Raw genomic sequence first — 15,836 nt, 5'->3', positions numbered from 1 at the left:
CTACAATCGGGCACGATTAAATGGTTATTCAAAAACGCTTGCGACTAATTTTAGCCGCAAGCACTATTTTTAACATTATACCTTTTTCAATGCATCTACAATCAGCTCATCGCCACTCACAAGGTCAAAAGCTCGATTGTATGTACTTTCCTCTGTTAAGGAAGCTACAATCACTTTTGCGACATCCGCACGTGGGATTGTATTCCTCGTTAAATTCTCCCCAATCGCAATCTTCCCAGTACCTACCTCATTCAATAAGCCACCAGGTCGAACAATTGTATAGGTTAAATCACTCTGTTCGAGAATTCGATCGGCATAGTGCTTTGCGACATAATATGGACGGATGGCTTCATTCCATTTTTCACGCTGATTTGCACCTAACGCACTAACCATGACAAAACGCTTTACTCCAGCTTGCTCCGCCGCTTCAATTGTTTTCACAGCACCATCAAGGTCGATTAATAAAGTTTGATCTGGACCCGTGTGACCACCAGATCCTGCAGAAAACACAATTGCATCACAGCCCGAAATCGCCTCACTAATTTTCTCCACGCTATCTGCAATACTTGCTAAAACGGTTTCGACACCTAATTCCTCAAAATAGGCTACTTGCTCTTGTCTACGTACCATAGCAAGTGGTGTATGCTCTCCATTTGCTTTCAATAAACCGACCACTTGTTTACCAATTTGTCCATTTGCTCCGACTACACAAACCTTCATTCATCTAGCCCCTTTCACCGTGTATTTCTTTTATTATCACAAGTTTAGAATGAGACTTCAATTGAATGGGCTTATAAAAAAGGACCACCGAGCATTGACTCGTGTGGTCCTAAAATTATACAACTAATGATTGTGCCTGCATGCGATACATTTGAGCATAAATACCGCCATGGGCTAATAATTCATCATGGGTACCTTGTTCTTTAATGACCCCTCGTTCTAAAACGAGAATACGGTCTGCATTTTTGATCGTTGATAGACGGTGAGCAATAATAAAGGTTGTGCGCCCTTTCTTAAGAACATCCATCGCATGTTGAATAATCTCTTCTGTCTCCGTATCAATATTTGAAGTAGCTTCATCTAATATTAAAATCGCAGGGTCAAAAGCCAGTGCTCGTGCAAATGAGATAAGCTGACGCTGACCAGATGAAAGTGTACTTCCTTTTTCAATAACGGGTTCATCAATTCCTTTTTCAAGATTTTTAAGGACTCGTTCTGCACCGACTGCTTGTAGTGCTTCCTCTACCTTCTCCCGTGTTATCTTCGGATCATTTAAGCTCACATTCGAGGCAATCGTACCTGTGAACAAATATGGATCCTGTAAAACGATTCCGATATGCTCTCGGATTGTCTGTCTTGGCAAAGTCGTGATGTCGATTCCATCGATATAAATCTTCCCTTTGGATGGATCATAGAATCGGAATAGCAAGTTCATAATTGAGCTTTTTCCAGAACCGGTGTGACCAACTAGGGCAACCGTTTCACCACGTTTTGCTTCAAACGAAAGATGCTTCAATACGTATTCATCGTCTGTATAGGCGAAAGTGACATCATCGAATACAACATGGCCATCATATCTTGGCATTGTATCCTCTGATACCTCTTCCCCTTTCAAATCTAACACATCAAATACACGCTTTCCTGCAACAAGTGATCGTTCTAATTGGGAAAACTGATTTACCACATTTGTTATCGGATTAAATAACCTAGTTAAATAATCGACAAAGGCGTACAACGTACCCGCCGATACAACCTCACCAGCCGATAATGATTGCGTTCCAAAAAAGATAATGAAAATCGTGAACATCATGAGACGCAATGTATTAACTAAGTTAAATGAAGTTGCAGAATCTAGTAATAATAGTTTTCGTCCATAGGCATAATGCTCATTATTCATTTCATCAAATTCCTTTGTCATTTGCTTTTCACGACGAAAGGCTTGAATAATTGTCATCCCTTGAATGGATTCATTAATCATCGCGTTGATGTCCGCAATTTTTTTACGAATCACTTTATTATATTGTGAAGCATATTTCCGGTATAAAATCATCCATACATAGATAAGCGGAATCATGAGCAATGCAAACATCGCCATTTTCCAATTGAGTATAAAAAGGGCAATATACACTCCTGCAATTGAAATAAAGCTTGTAGCAAAGTTTGATAGAACCTGCACGTATAAATTTCGAACAGCTTCCGTGTCATTCGTAACACGTGCAACAATTTTACCGGCAGGTCGCTGATCAAAGTATTGAATCGGTAATGTATGAATATGCCCAAATACATCCTTTCGCAGTTTTTGGATGACCCGATTGGCCCCGATTTGTAGATAAATATACATAAAGTAGCGTAAGATCGCTGTTGCGATTGCTAATATAAAATATAAGCAAAGTAACCAAGCAATCGGCTGAATTTCAATATTTCCAACGACCATATACTCATCGATAATGTGTTTTGCAATAAATGGACCTGCAAGATCGGTGAATACTGCAATCGTTAAGAAAAACAGCCCAAGGAAAATAGGTCCCTTGTAAAACAGCGCATATTTTGTTAATCGTTTCCCTGTACTCATGCTCCGCCCCCCTCTAACTGTTGACGGTCAAATTGTTCCTTATACCAGCCATTTTGTCTTAGAAGCTCTTCGTGAGTCCCTTGTTCTGTAATTTGCCCTTCATCCAGCACGATTATATGATCGGCGTGTTGAACACCGGATAAACGATGCGTCGTGATAATCGTTGTTTTATCGCTTCGCTCATTCTGAATGTTTTCAATGATTCTTGCTTCTGTTTTTGCATCAACCGCTGAAAGCGAATCGTCAAGGATCAAGATTTCAGGGTCTTTGATAAGCGCACGTGCAATGGACACGCGTTGCTTTTGTCCTCCAGATAAGGAAACACCTTTTTCTCCTACAAGGGTTTCAAGTCCCCTCGGTAAGCTTTCCAAGTCTTTCTTAAAGTATGCTAAATGAATAGCCTTCTCGATTTCTGCATCTGACGCATCCTCTTTACCAAACAAAATGTTTTCTCGAATCGTACGTGAAAATAACACGTGATCCTGTGGAACATATCCAATCCAATCAAGTATTTGTTCCTTCGTTTGTGACGCGATGTCAATTCCAGCAATACTAAGTTGACCTTCCTGTAATGGATATTCACGTAATAATTGTCGTAAAAATGTGGTTTTACCAGCACCTGTTTTCCCTACGATACCAAGTGTTTCCCCCTTTTTTAGTGACAGGGTAATCTTCTGTAAATTTTTCACCTGACTCGTTGGATACTGGAATATTAAATCATGAAACCCAAGCTTACTCGGTGTCGAAACAGCAACAGGGTTATTGCTGTTTTTTACATCTGCTTCATAATTAAGTGTTTCTTGTACACGGTCAAGTGAAGCATTTCCTTGCTGCATCACATTGATAAGCTCACCTATCGCAAAAATTGGCCAGACTGCAAGACCTAAATAGACATTAAATGTAACAAGCTGACCAACTGTCATTTCACCATTTGCTACGAGAAATGAACCATACCCGAGTGCTACAACATAACTAATACCCGTACCAACCTTGGTTATTGGACCGAACAAGGCATTAATCTTAGCAGTGTGGATATTCTTTTGGTAAACCTCTTCACTTTTATCAGCAAAGGCTTTTTCATCTTTCTTTTCCTGTACATAGGCGCGAATGACTCTTACACCTGCAACAGATTCTAGTACATTATCATTTAATTCTCCAAATACATCCTGTGCTTTCATATATCGTTCATGTACAATTTTTCCCAAATATTGAATGAGCACAGCCATAATCGGTACGGGCAGCATCGAAAAGAAAGTTAATTTCCATGAAATCATGAAGCCCATTGCAAAAATAATCGTTCCCAAAAACAAGGTGGAGTCGATTAAAGTCATAATTCCAAATCCCGCTGTTAGCGAAACGGAATTCAAATCATTCGTAGCACGTGCCATTAAGTCACCTGTACGGTTCTTTTCATAAAATGTCGGTGTCATTCTTAAAAATTGAAGCATCAGCTTACGACGCATTAATTTTTCTAGATTTAAAGAACCTTCAAATAAGCGGTATTGCCAAAAGAAATTCAAGAAATAGCCAGAAACAATAATGGCTATGAATATTAAAATATATTGAACCAATGCTGTCTTTGTCATTTCACCAGCTGTTAAAATATCGATAATCGAGCCAAGTAAATATGGCGGAATAACTTCCAACACAGTGGCAACCATTAACAGGACAATGGCAATTGTATATTGCAGCCAATATTTTTTAAAAAACCAGCCAAGCTTACCTAATACTTCAAACATATCTCATACCCTCTTTCTCTTTCATGACTGAAAGACCAGAGCTACCCACTATCTAGCAACTCCTTATTGAAAATCAATACTCTTCGTTTGTTCCACATTGTCTCTTCTCCCTTTCATGTTTGAAAAGCGCAGGGTGCCTGCTCATCGGCGACAAGCATAAGACGAGACCTGACAGAAGGCGCATTTTGCCTTCCGAAGGTATTGGCTTATGACCTCGAGCCGATGGCGCCCGTAGCTAGACTTATTCACTAAAAAATTCCACACAAAAAAGATGCATACCCTAAAAAGAGCATGCATCTCTATAAAGGTATAGTAGGCGTACCTATACCTTTTATTGCATTAGGAATCTACAATCCTACAAATAAAGGTATGGACAATGTATAAAATTGTTGTTTAGGTTACGTTTAGTTAGATCTCTCATTGTCCTTTCCTCCTTTGCAAAATTTTTATTAGTGTTCTTGAAGATTACCATTTTTTTCATACAATTGTCAACTATCAAATTTCTGTTTTATTTTATAAAACGAATGTTAAGGAATAAAGATAAGACGACTAACAAAAAATGTAAATGACACAATAAAAAAATGAGGGGCGAAGGAAATGGATACTCCACAATTAGTTTTACGAGTTTTCCTCGGATTTGCAATCTTATTTACACTAACTCGCATTTTGGGGAGAAAAGAAATTAGCCAAATGACATTTTTTAATTTTGTGTCTGCAATTGCGATCGGTTCAATTGCTGCTAACTGGATTACAACAAAAGACTTTAGTCTCCTAAACGGAATCATCGCCCTAGGTGGATGGGCTCTTTTTACACTGTTGATGAGTTTTATCGATATAAAATCAAAAGCAGCAAGAAAAATCACAACTGGAGAACCTATTATTGTGATTAAAGATGGGAAAATCATGGATCATGCTCTTCGTAAAACTCGACTTGATGTTGACACATTAAATGCGATGTTACGACAAGAAAATGTCTTTTCAATGGCAGATGTAGACTACGCTATTTTTGAAACGAATGGAATGCTCTCTGTATTGAAAAAAGAAGGAAAACAAGCATTGACCAAAAGCGATATGGATATTGCTCCTTCTTTAACAAAAGTCTATCCAATCCCGACAGAGGTTATATCAGATGGGAAGGTGATAACAAATAATTTAACGAAACTTAATTTAACGCAAAATTGGTTAGACCAGCAGCTTATGCAAGCAGGAATCACATCTTCTTCTGACGTGATGTACGCAGAAGTGCAACAAGATGGTTCACTTTTCATAGATAGTAAGGAACAAATCCTACATTGACATTGATTAGCACGGAGAATTTTCCTCCGTGCTTATTTTTTAAAAAAGTGTAAAGAATGATGTGGTGTGACAAAATTGGACATGTTCATGAGATAGTACAAGTCGAATCATATAAAATTGTAGGTAAACGCGACTTTTTTTGAGGTGGTTTTCATACAATGCTTTTAGAGGTGATGATAAATGGCAAGAGTGAAATATACAGAAAACGACGTCAATTTAGTGGCGAGGATGATGAGGGCTGAAGCAGAAGCTGAAGGTCGACAAGGGATGCTGATGGTTGGTAATGTTATAGTAAATCGAGCAGTAGCAGATTGTTTAGATTTTAAAGATGTAAGGTCAATCAGGGATGTGATTTTTCAGACGCAAGGAGGAAATTTTTCGTTTGAGGCCGTACAAAAAGGGAATTTATTTTATAATCCAGCAAGAGAAGTTGAAAAAAAATTAGCTAGACAAACATTAATCCATTGGAGACAACATCCCTCCAAGTATTCTCTTTGGTATTTTAACCCGTATGCACCGTGTCCGCCTACATGGTATGGTCAACCATTTGCAGGACAATTTAAAAATCATTGTTATTATGAACCACAGGCTAACACATGTGATAGTGTTTATAGAGGATAGCCCCCACGAAAAGTGGGGGTTTTTTATGTTCATTTAAGACGAATGTTTCTCCTAAGGTCGCACCGGTTATTGCTATAACAGAAAATTCTTTTAGTGGCCAATCGACTTTGATAGAAAAAACGACAAGCCTAGGCACTTGTCGTTTAAGAAAACTTCGCATCAATATTCCGTAAATGTTCTAGATCCTTTTCCTTCACCAATAAGCTTACGACGACATAAGTGATAAGCGAGAAAAACACAGGCAAGACCACAGAATGCATGCCAAAGACTTCCGGATTGGTCGTATGGATGAGAATATAGCTGCCCACTCCAACCAGGATTGATGAGATGGCGCCGTACTTATTCCCTCTCCTCCAATACAAGCCAAGCACAACCGGCCAAATAAACGCAGCCTCAAGTCCACCGAAAGCAAAAAGGTTTAACCAGATTAATAAATCAGGAGGATGAATGGAAAGGAAAAACACCAGAATACCTATGAGTGCTGTAACACTCATACTGATTTTTTTTACAGCTTGATCTGTTGCATCCGGTTTTATGTAATTCAAATATACATCCTTAACAATTGAAGAGCCTACTATTAATAATAACGAGTTAACGGTAGACATGATCGCCGCCATCGGGGCAGAAAGAACAATTCCAGCTAACCAGGGTGGTAATACCTCCATGGCAAGCAACGGCATCACCGTATCCGGAACGTCAATTCCTGGAATAATCGCTCTTGCAAATACACCTGATAAATGCATGCCAAGCATGATAAATCCAACAACAACCGTACCAATAACCATCGCTTGGTGCATGGCTTTTGCATGCCTATAAGACATCGCCCGTACAGCAATCTGTGGCAAACCAACTACGCCTACCCCTACTAGAATCCAAAATGAAGATAAATATAATGGCGTAAGAGAACCATCATGCCCAAACGGTGATACGAGATTTGGATTTTCCGCGATAAGTTCATTCATTATTGCTGGAATACCGCCACCGGCAATAATGGTTCCGATTAAGATGATTAAGGTTCCAATAAACATGATAATCCCCTGTATCGTCTCTGTTAGCGCTACAGCGCGGAACCCACCAATTGTGACATAAACTAAAATAGAGACAGCAAAGATGAACAATGAACTCGTATAAGACATACCTGTTAAGGACTCAATTAATCTGCCTCCCCCTACCCATTGGGCAGTCATTGATGCAAATAAAAAGATGATGATACTTCCCGCTGATAGCAAAACAACCCATTTCGAGTTATAGCGTTCCTTTAAAAAATCAATGAGGGTGACAGCATTTATTTTACGTGCAACAATTGCGAATTTTTTTCCTAAAACCGCAAGAACAAAATACCCTGTGACCACTTGAATCATCGCAAGAAGTACCCAGCCAAGCCCAATCGTGTAGGCTGCACCAGGACCTCCAATGAAGCTGCTAGCACTTCCATATGTAGCAACCATTGTCATGGCAAGAACAAATCCTCCCAGCTCGCGGCTCCCCAGAAAATAATCTTGTAGAAATCCGGTGCTTTTTTTCAGATGGCCTGCTGCATAGATCCCAATTATAAAAATGACCACTAATAAACCAAGGAAAGGAATCATAACTTCCCAATTCATAATGAATCCCCTTCCTCGTCCTCTTCAAACGGAACCTCTTTAAAGACCGTTTTTACAAGAATAATGACTAATAGGACAACAACCAGAAAACCAACGACACAGCTATAAAAAAACCAGCTTGGCATTCCAGCAATATATGTATATTCGGAAACAGGCTTTGACCCTAATCCATAAGCAAAGCCATACCACCATAGAAAATTAAAAATAGCTAAACCAATTCCAATCATTGCTTCCTTTTTGGCAACCTTGTATCTACGGTCACCCGTATTTTTACTTTTATCCATTACAACTTCTCCTACATTTATATTGAGATGTTCTTATTCTCTATACTGCCCCAAAATCCCCTCACGCCATCAAAAAAGCTACCTAAGAAACATCCTTAGGTAGCTTTATACGAATTATTCAGCTGATTTCTCATCATCGATCAAATAATTGTAATTCGAACGAATAACGGGCTCAAATCCTTCTGGTGTGTAGAATCGTAACAAGTCACCATTTACAACTTTATCAGAGGTTGCTAATTTTTCTTCAACGATGTCCTGGAATTTCTTCGCTGTATCTAGCTGATCTTCCGCAACTTCAACCCCAGTCAATGAATCAAAGAACTTACCATCGACTGCAGTAATCGTTGGACTTACAAAATCCCCATTTCGGAATGGAATGACTTGATCATGTTGTTCAGACAGCAAATCTGTCCCGAATTGCACATAATTTTTTGTATCAATTCCAAGCAAGTGTAAAAGTGTTGGAAGAAGGTCGATTTGACCACCATATTGGTGCATGACGCCACCTTCCATTCCTGGAACACGTATAAACAATGGTACCCTTTGAAGGGATGTATTATCAAATGGTGTAATTTCTTCTTTTTCTAACACTTGTGTCATGGCTTTATTATGGTTTTCAGAAATACCATAATGGTCACCATACATTATGATAATCGAATTATCGTATAAGCCTTTTTCTTTTAAGTCATTGAAAAATTGCTCTAATGCTTCATCTGCATATCGTGCAGTTTGGAAATATCGGTCAACAGAACGATCACCAGTTGTATGAGGTGCAATCGTAGCATCCTCATCAGCGATTCGATATGGATAGTGATGCGTTACTGTAATAAACTTTGTATAGAACGGCTGTGGTAATGTTTCTAATAAATCTGCTGATTGCTCATAAAATGGTTTATCCATTAATCCATATTCAGCTAAATCCTCTGGATTCATTTGATAATAGCTGGAATCAAAGAAATGATTAAAGCCAAATGACTTGTAAATTTCATTCCGGTTCCAGAAGCTTCCTGAGTTACCGTGGAATACAGCAGACGTATAGCCTTGTTGTCCAAGGATTGCTGGTGCTGCCTGATATGTGTTCATGCCTTTCGTTGTAAAAGCAGATCCCTGTGGCAGACCATATAATGAGTTTTCAAGAATAAACTCCGCATCAGCCGTCTTACCTTGTGCTGTCTGATGGAAGAAATTATCAAAATAAAGTGTATTTTCTTCATTCACTAATGAATTTAAGAAAGGTGTTACCTCTTCCCCATGTAATTTATAATTGACTAAGAAATTTTGCATGGACTCAAGATGAAGATAAATCACATTCATGCCTTTACCTGCCGCAAAATACTTCGGATTTGGTTCAGCATAATTTGCTTTTGTATAGTTGATTACTTCGATGCTGTCATTACTGTCAGCTAATGCTCTTTGTGTAGAAGCCTTTGTACTTTGAACAGCATCATAAATTGTATAGTTGTACATACCTAAATATTTCACGATATAATGGCGGTCGAATCCACGTGTTAAAAGCTGTGGACGATCAGCCTCTGCCAGAGTAAGGTTAACTGCTGAAATGAAAATAGCAAACGCAAATAATGCAGCTACTTTTAAACCTCTCAAGCCTGATGTCGTTTCAATCTTTACGACTTTAAAAAGCACAAGTGCTGTTAATACGATAAAGTCAACGAAAAATAAGAAATCATAAGGTTTTAAAAGTGAAACAACACTTCCACTTACATCACCAAAGTTTTGTGTTTGGAACAAGGTTGGTAAGGTAATAAAGTCACTAAAGAAACGGTAATATAAAATATTCGCGTATAAAAGGAAAGACATTAGAAAATAGATAATAAGAAGTCTTCTATATCTCTTTTTCTCTTTACCTAAAAATGCAAGACCTAAAAAGAATAAAGCAGATCCAAGTGGATTGAGAATCAATAAGAAAGTCTGTAGTGAATTATCAATATTTAAGTTAAATTCGGTTCCTTGCGAAATAAATGTTTTTATCCATATAAGTAACACCGCTAATAAATAAAAGCCAAAAAAACTAGTGAAGATATTTTGACCACGTTTTAGAATGTTCTTTTTCATGATTGCACCTACCTTCAATCTAAACAAGAATTATTTCAATATCTAAAATCATAAAAACTATTTTATCAATCAAATATGAACAAATTATTAACAAATGTAATTTAATTTACACGAGCGATACATTCACTTACTTTACTACGTTTCGTTAAAAAGTCAATAGTTCTAAAAAACCCCGTAATTTTCACACAACTTATGTATTCCCTTACATGCTAGCCTGTACAACGTTTTTACAAACTTTTATAAAATACGTCACATCCATCAAATATATGTCCACTTTTTCTTTACAATTAAAAGCAAAAGCGAAGACGAAATGATTCCTTTCAATTATACTACTATAAAAGGAATTACTTTTATTGGAAAGGGCTATTCGAACTATGTTTATTCTCGCAATTCTCTTATTTCTTTTGCTTTATAGTGGTATGAGCTTCTTTTTTGGGTCTATGGGATGGATTTGGCTCAAACATGCATTTGGATTTCGACATAAAACAACATATACCTTAGTCATTTTGGCTTTATCATTAGCCATTTTTGTGGGTTATTCGACATCGGCAGCCATTTTACAGACCATCGGATATTATTGGCTAATCCTAGCAGGATTTGGACTCATCCTCCTGCCATTTGCAACGCTATTATTCTATCTATTTAAAAAGAAAGGTATTCGCGCGATTGGATTTGGTGTAATCACGGTATACATCCTAATCTTCAGCTTTGGGACCTTCTATGCATGGAGTCCAGTCGTCCAAACCTATGAGATTTCAATTGAGAAAAATGTCGAACGCGATGATTTGAAAATTTTAATGGCTTCTGATTTTCACCTTGGTACTATTGTTGGGAAAAACCATCTTAAAAGATTTGTCCATTTAGTAGAAGAAACTCGACCAGATATTGTGTTGCTACCAGGCGATCTCATCGACGACCACATTGAGCCCTTTTTAAAGGAAGAAATGGGTGACATGATGAAAAAGATTGACGCACCACTTGGTGTCTACGCCACACTCGGGAATCATGATTATTACGGAAGCGATAACAAAATAATTGTCGAAGAAATGGAAAAGCTCGGGATTGAGGTTTTAACAGATGAAGTTACCATGATTGAAGATGAGATCTATATAATAGGAAGAAATGATGATACGGATAAAAATCGTGTCGACATCGAGAGGCTTGTTTCATCGCTTGATTCATCTAAACCGATGTTCATGTTAGACCATCAACCGAATGAACTAGATGTTGCTGCTTTTAACGGAATCGATTTAATTCTGTCGGGACATACCCATCGAGGACAACTGTTTCCTGGGAATCTCATTACCGGTATGCTTTATGAAAATGATTATGGTTTATTGAAAAAAGGAGATTTACATTCAATTGTTTCTTCTGGGTTTGGAACATGGGGACCTCCACTTAGACTTGGAACAAGGTCTGAGGTTGTTATTATAAATGTTGAATTTAAATAAAAAAAGCATTACCTTCACTTTAAAGGTAATGCTTTTTTCCTTAATTAACAGAAGTTGTCGTATTCTCTTTTTCTTTTAAAATCAATTGATCAAGGGCAAATGCTTTAGATCCAGTTATAGCAAGCATCACTGCCATTGCAAGAAATGCTAAATCTAGTTCATACCCTGCCATCTGTCCATTACCAAAAAATCCAATAGCAAGCTTCACTTTCACAATTGCACCAACCATTACGATCCCAAATAAAATGGAAACGATTCTACTAAATAATCCAAGAACTAACATAATTCCTCCAACAAGCTCAACAACCGCTACCCCATATGCTACAAAACCTGGAATTCCAATGCTCTCGAACCAGCCAGCAGTGTTTTCTACTCCACCTCGAAACTTATCAAGACCATGAATAAAGAAGATAATTCCTAATACAACTCTTATAACTAATTGACCTAATTCAAATTTATTTTGCATGACTATTTCCTCCATTTTTTAGATTGTTCGTGATCCATTCAGTAAAATCACGATAATTTTGCAATGAAACGGTATGTGCTTCCGGATAGGAATGGAAACTCACATTTGCTCCTTGCTGTTCAAAAAATTTCTTGCTTTCTACTCCCCATTGATACGGCAGCACAGGGTCATGTTCCCCATGTGAAATAAAGATGGAAAGATTTTCGACTGACTGGATGTCATATTCCTCTTTTACGAAACCAGGAATATACCCACTCAATGCAACAATGCCCTTAATTCGATCACCTAGTGCAAGCCCTAAAGTCATCGAAACAATCGCTCCTTGACTGAAACCTAGTAAATAGATGTTTTCTTGATCAATCGGATAGTTTTTTGATGCATACTCAAGAAAATTCTCAAGTTGACCAATGCTCTGATCGAATACTTCTCTGTGTGGTTTGCCATAGCCTTCAATTGTAAAAAAGGCATACCCAGGTGGCTGTACTAACGGACCACGAATACTAAAAATATAAAAACTTTCCTCCAAGCCCCTTACTAATGAGAGGAGATCTTGTTCATTGCTCCCCATCCCATGCATTAAAAACAAAGCCGGATATTTTTTATCAGGATCAATTGTTGAAGGATTACGTAGTTCAAAAGTAAAAGGTGAATTCAATTCAATCATCCCTTCTTTATGTTATTTATTTAAAGTATCCCCACAGTATTGTATTTATATAGAAATAAAATATTCTTATTAGGAAACACAAGGGCAAAAAAATAAAACCACTAGGGTTTGTTTCTTAATATGAACATTTGTTGCTTATAAGATAACAAGATATATGGTAGATTGTCAACTATTTTTTTGCTACTATTGAATTAAGTTTCCTATTAGAAAACATGTGAGGTACAAATTATGGATATTGGTACTAAAATTCGCGCGATACGAAATCGCAAAAAAATAACCATCGCCCAAATGTGTGAAGGTACTGGCCTTTCAAAGGGATTTATTAGCAATGTTGAAAACAATAATACATCCCCATCCATTAATACGTTGAAAGCAATATCTGATTTTCTAGATGTCCCGCTTCCCTACTTATTATTAGAAAAGAAAGAACATATGCGAGTCGTTCGCAAGGATGCGCGCACAAAAACGTCTTTTAATCATTTACAAGTCGAGCATCTTACCTCTAAAGGGGGCTTGCGTATGATGATCGTCGAATGTCCACCTGGTGCTTCAATGGGAGAACCGAATGCTCATGAAGGCGAAGAATGCCATTTAGTCTTAAAAGGAAAAATCCTTGCAGAACAAGGGGAAGATTCCGTTATTGTAGAGGAAGGAGACTCCTTCAGCTGGAATGCAAGCGTTCCCCATTTTGTAAAAAATATCGGAGAAACAACAGCAGTGATTTTGATTTCCGTGTATTCGGATTCAGAATTGAATGATATTTTATAGTTTAAAGCTTGCGATAATCGCAGGCTTATTTTTTTGATTATATCTTGTTCGGTTACAAATAATATAAATGCTTTGACATCAATTTAAGAATCATGTAAAGTATCTAATGTGCGAACATTATTAAATCAATAAGAAATTAATATTCGGTTTTAGGAGTGTTTTAAATGGATAATGTTTTTGATTACGAAGATATTCAGTTAATCCCTGCAAAATGTATTGTAAACAGTCGTTCTGAGTGTGACACAACAGTTGAATTTGGTGGCCACACATTTAAATTACCGGTTGTACCTGCTAACATGCAGACAATTATAGATGAGAAAATCGCATTAACTTTAGCTGAAAATGGCTATTTCTATATCATGCACCGTTTCAATCCAGAAAAACGTGTTGATTTTATTAAAGATATGCATTCACGCGGTTTGATCGCTTCAATCAGTGTGGGTGTTAAGACTGATGAATACACATTTATCGAACAGCTTGCGGAAGAGAACCTTGTACCAGAATTCATCACAATTGATATTGCTCATGGTCATTCAAACTCTGTTATTGAAATGATTAAGCATATTAAGAAGCATTTACCAAAGAGCTTTGTGATTGCTGGTAACGTTGGTACACCAGAAGCAGTAAGAGAATTAGAAAATGCAGGTGCTGACGCAACGAAGGTTGGGATTGGACCTGGTAAGGTTTGTATCACAAAAATCAAAACTGGTTTCGGAACTGGCGGCTGGCAGCTTGCTGCACTTCGTTGGTGCGCTAAGGCTGCAACAAAGCCTGTTATTGCAGATGGTGGGATTCGTACTCACGGTGATATCGCGAAATCAGTACGCTTCGGAGCGAAAATGGTAATGATCGGTTCCCTTTTTGCTGGACACGAAGAATCACCAGGTGAAACAAAAGAAGTGGACGGTAAACTCGTGAAAGAATACTTCGGTTCAGCTTCTGAATTCCAAAAAGGCGAAAAGAAAAACGTTGAAGGTAAGAAAATCTACGTTGAGCACAAAGGCTCATTAAAAGATACACTTAAAGAAATGGAACAAGACCTCCAATCTGCTATCTCTTATTCAGGAGGAAACAAACTAGATTCCATCCGTCACGTCGATTACGTAGTCGTTAAAAACTCAATCTTCAACGGTGACCGTATCTATTAATCAAAAAAGGATGAGCAGTTATTACGGCTCATCCTTTTCTATTTTTTCCTCTATTTGATCGATAAACTCATATTCAAGCGGAATTTCGGTTGTTGTATAGAAAAATCCTTTATAACGGATGGTGTCGTTTGAATTGATAATGAGTTCCTTTATTTTCTTTCCTTCTTTATCATAAATAGTTGTGTCAAAACGATATCCCAAATACCCCGCCGAGGGTTTCCCCTTTTTAAATGTCACCTCGTTTAAATTATTGATGATTCGATTAATCTCCTCTTCTGAAGTAATATCAAACCTAAATCCCGAATTCCCATCGACAATATGTATTTTTGAAACATTCTCAGGTTTAATCTCAAAAATCTTGTGAGGTACATATGTAAAACTGTATAGTAAAACGAGGAGCAGCGGAATGAGAATCAAAATAGTTTTTAATTTCATTACTATATCCACCTTTCAAATGTAAGGAGTGTTTTCATTGTTTTTAAAACTGACGAAAGAACAACAGCAAATGATGATTTCTGACATACAAGAATTTTTCTCACTTGAAAGAGATGAAGAAATCAGTGAATTTGCGGCAGAACAAGTATTGCATTTTGTAAAAGATAAACTAGCACCGCATATTTACAATGCGGCGGTCCAAGATGTCAAAGCAGTGGTGGATCAACAATTCGCCTCACTAGATGACGAAATTTTAACCCTTGAACGACCGATTAGAAGTTAGAGTATATTTTTGCTTGGTTGCTTACACTACCTTTAAGGAGTGATTGCAAATGACAAAAGACAAATATAATCCCTTTGATTTAGATGATACATATGGCGTTTTTAAATCGGAGATGGAAGTTGATTCAGATGTTAACGAAGACATGAATCGCGAAAGATTGCTTGATGAGTCGGTTGAAGCTTTTATTAGAACGAAAAAAAATCTACCTAAATAATTCGAGGGAGATTGCTGGGAATCCTTCTTAAACTTGAGAAGATTTTATGTGGTGCGTTCGGAGTCATTTTTCAGGGACAATTCGGAAGGTGAATCTGATAGGTTTGTCTCTGAGGTTGATGCTCACGGACATTTCATCCGACTTTTTAACCAGGTTTGTCCGCGAGACCCCATCTCAGAGACAATTTGCTCGGCGGTTTGGCTTGATTTGTCCTCGAG

The 15,836-nt window shown here is 37.6% G+C and carries 16 protein-coding genes; 7 read left to right on the top strand and 9 right to left on the bottom strand.

The window, feature by feature from the left end:
• Positions 1–75 precede the first annotated feature (75 nt).
• From V7112_RS22590 to V7112_RS22580, 3 genes are all read right to left on the bottom strand, one after another.
• The gene (locus tag V7112_RS22590) at positions 76–720 is read right to left on the bottom strand and encodes an SDR family oxidoreductase (protein WP_335424012.1); all 645 of its coding nucleotides are present in this window, start codon (positions 718–720) and stop codon (positions 76–78) included.
• Between the two features lie 115 nt (positions 721–835).
• Positions 836–2,572, bottom strand: a complete 1,737-nt coding sequence (locus V7112_RS22585; protein ID WP_335424009.1) for an ABC transporter ATP-binding protein — start codon at positions 2,570–2,572, stop codon at positions 836–838.
• On the bottom strand, positions 2,569–4,311 hold the full coding sequence (locus V7112_RS22580) for an ABC transporter ATP-binding protein (protein WP_335424006.1): 1,743 nt from the start codon (positions 4,309–4,311) through the stop codon (positions 2,569–2,571). The genes V7112_RS22585 and V7112_RS22580 overlap by 4 nt, the downstream gene beginning before the upstream one ends.
• Before the next feature lie 597 nt (positions 4,312–4,908).
• Here V7112_RS22580 and V7112_RS22575 point away from each other — a divergent pair.
• The gene (locus V7112_RS22575; protein ID WP_335424005.1) at positions 4,909–5,607 is read left to right on the top strand and encodes a DUF421 domain-containing protein; all 699 of its coding nucleotides are present in this window, start codon (positions 4,909–4,911) and stop codon (positions 5,605–5,607) included.
• Positions 5,608–5,787: 180 nt separating this feature from the next.
• Positions 5,788–6,228 carry a cell wall hydrolase gene (locus V7112_RS22570; protein ID WP_335424002.1) on the top strand — a complete coding sequence of 147 codons (441 nt, stop codon included), beginning with the start codon at positions 5,788–5,790 and terminating at the stop codon, positions 6,226–6,228.
• A 143-nt stretch (positions 6,229–6,371) separates the two neighbouring features.
• Here the strand turns inward: V7112_RS22570 and panF are convergent, their stop codons facing one another.
• From panF to V7112_RS22555, 3 genes are all read right to left on the bottom strand, one after another.
• On the bottom strand, positions 6,372–7,832 hold the full coding sequence (gene panF, locus V7112_RS22565; protein WP_335424001.1) for a sodium/pantothenate symporter: 1,461 nt from the start codon (positions 7,830–7,832) through the stop codon (positions 6,372–6,374).
• Positions 7,829–8,116, bottom strand: coding sequence for a YhdT family protein (locus tag V7112_RS22560; protein WP_335423999.1), 288 nt, complete (start codon positions 8,114–8,116; stop codon positions 7,829–7,831). Before V7112_RS22560 ends, panF begins: the two co-directional genes overlap by 4 nt.
• 114 nt (positions 8,117–8,230) lie before the next feature.
• Positions 8,231–10,189, bottom strand: coding sequence for an LTA synthase family protein (locus V7112_RS22555; protein ID WP_335423997.1), 1,959 nt, complete (start codon positions 10,187–10,189; stop codon positions 8,231–8,233).
• 353 nt (positions 10,190–10,542) lie between these two features.
• On the opposite strand from V7112_RS22555, the gene V7112_RS22550 reads away from it, so the two are divergent.
• Positions 10,543–11,640 (top strand): metallophosphoesterase, encoded by a 1,098-nt coding sequence (locus V7112_RS22550; RefSeq protein WP_335423994.1) that lies wholly within the window; start codon positions 10,543–10,545, stop codon positions 11,638–11,640.
• A 40-nt stretch (positions 11,641–11,680) separates the two neighbouring features.
• Here V7112_RS22550 and V7112_RS22545 read toward each other — a convergent pair whose 3' ends face one another.
• Both V7112_RS22545 and V7112_RS22540 read right to left on the bottom strand, forming a co-directional pair.
• Entirely contained in the window at positions 11,681–12,106 is a 426-nt protein-coding gene (locus V7112_RS22545) for a DoxX family protein (protein ID WP_335423992.1), read from the bottom strand.
• Positions 12,096–12,770 carry an alpha/beta hydrolase gene (locus V7112_RS22540; protein ID WP_438823939.1) on the bottom strand — a complete coding sequence of 225 codons (675 nt, stop codon included), beginning with the start codon at positions 12,768–12,770 and terminating at the stop codon, positions 12,096–12,098. The genes V7112_RS22545 and V7112_RS22540 overlap by 11 nt, the downstream gene beginning before the upstream one ends.
• A 228-nt stretch (positions 12,771–12,998) precedes the next feature.
• On the opposite strand from V7112_RS22540, the gene V7112_RS22535 reads away from it, so the two are divergent.
• Both V7112_RS22535 and guaC read left to right on the top strand, forming a co-directional pair.
• Positions 12,999–13,538, top strand: coding sequence for a helix-turn-helix domain-containing protein (locus V7112_RS22535; RefSeq protein WP_335423988.1), 540 nt, complete (start codon positions 12,999–13,001; stop codon positions 13,536–13,538).
• A 164-nt stretch (positions 13,539–13,702) separates the two neighbouring features.
• The gene (gene guaC / locus V7112_RS22530; protein ID WP_335423986.1) at positions 13,703–14,686 is read left to right on the top strand and encodes a GMP reductase; all 984 of its coding nucleotides are present in this window, start codon (positions 13,703–13,705) and stop codon (positions 14,684–14,686) included.
• A gap of 21 nt (positions 14,687–14,707) precedes the next feature.
• Here guaC and V7112_RS22525 read toward each other — a convergent pair whose 3' ends face one another.
• Positions 14,708–15,121: a hypothetical protein gene (locus V7112_RS22525; RefSeq protein WP_335423984.1), complete on the bottom strand. Its 414-nt coding sequence runs from the start codon at positions 15,119–15,121 to the stop codon at positions 14,708–14,710.
• Between the two features lie 37 nt (positions 15,122–15,158).
• Here V7112_RS22525 and V7112_RS22520 point away from each other — a divergent pair, with 37 nt between their 5' ends.
• Positions 15,159–15,404, top strand: a complete 246-nt coding sequence (locus tag V7112_RS22520) for a DUF2164 domain-containing protein (RefSeq protein ID WP_335423982.1) — start codon at positions 15,159–15,161, stop codon at positions 15,402–15,404.
• A 49-nt stretch (positions 15,405–15,453) separates the two neighbouring features.
• Positions 15,454–15,618 (top strand): hypothetical protein, encoded by a 165-nt coding sequence (locus tag V7112_RS22515; protein ID WP_335423980.1) that lies wholly within the window; start codon positions 15,454–15,456, stop codon positions 15,616–15,618.
• The last annotated feature ends 218 nt before the right edge of the window (positions 15,619–15,836 follow it).

This window comes from Bacillus sp. JJ1566 (assembly GCF_036962685.1).
Taxonomy (GTDB): Bacteria; Bacillota; Bacilli; order Bacillales; family Bacillaceae_L; genus Ferdinandcohnia.
Note: the sequence above shows the minus strand (reverse complement) of the source record. Positions and strands in the feature narration are given on the sequence as shown.

Bases quoted from the DNA above. Each gene is read 5' to 3' on its own strand.
- V7112_RS22575 (WP_335424005.1), top strand. From the start codon at position 4,909: ATGGATACTCCACAATTAGTTTTACGAGTTTTCCTCGGATTTGCAATC.
- V7112_RS22585 (WP_335424009.1), bottom strand. From the start codon at position 2,572: ATGAGTACAGGGAAACGATTAACAAAATATGCGCTGTTTTACAAGGGA.
- panF (WP_335424001.1), bottom strand. From the start codon at position 7,832: ATGAATTGGGAAGTTATGATTCCTTTCCTTGGTTTATTAGTGGTCATT.
- V7112_RS22570 (WP_335424002.1), top strand. From the start codon at position 5,788: ATGGCAAGAGTGAAATATACAGAAAACGACGTCAATTTAGTGGCGAGG.
- V7112_RS22580 (WP_335424006.1), bottom strand. From the start codon at position 4,311: ATGTTTGAAGTATTAGGTAAGCTTGGCTGGTTTTTTAAAAAATATTGG.
- guaC (WP_335423986.1), top strand. From the start codon at position 13,703: ATGGATAATGTTTTTGATTACGAAGATATTCAGTTAATCCCTGCAAAA.
- V7112_RS22560 (WP_335423999.1), bottom strand. From the start codon at position 8,116: ATGGATAAAAGTAAAAATACGGGTGACCGTAGATACAAGGTTGCCAAA.
- V7112_RS22525 (WP_335423984.1), bottom strand. From the start codon at position 15,121: ATGAAATTAAAAACTATTTTGATTCTCATTCCGCTGCTCCTCGTTTTA.
- V7112_RS22540 (WP_438823939.1), bottom strand. From the start codon at position 12,770: ATGATTGAATTGAATTCACCTTTTACTTTTGAACTACGTAATCCTTCA.
- V7112_RS22545 (WP_335423992.1), bottom strand. From the start codon at position 12,106: ATGCAAAATAAATTTGAATTAGGTCAATTAGTTATAAGAGTTGTATTA.
- V7112_RS22555 (WP_335423997.1), bottom strand. From the start codon at position 10,189: ATGAAAAAGAACATTCTAAAACGTGGTCAAAATATCTTCACTAGTTTT.
- V7112_RS22535 (WP_335423988.1), top strand. From the start codon at position 12,999: ATGGATATTGGTACTAAAATTCGCGCGATACGAAATCGCAAAAAAATA.
- V7112_RS22515 (WP_335423980.1), top strand. From the start codon at position 15,454: ATGACAAAAGACAAATATAATCCCTTTGATTTAGATGATACATATGGC.
- V7112_RS22590 (WP_335424012.1), bottom strand. From the start codon at position 720: ATGAAGGTTTGTGTAGTCGGAGCAAATGGACAAATTGGTAAACAAGTG.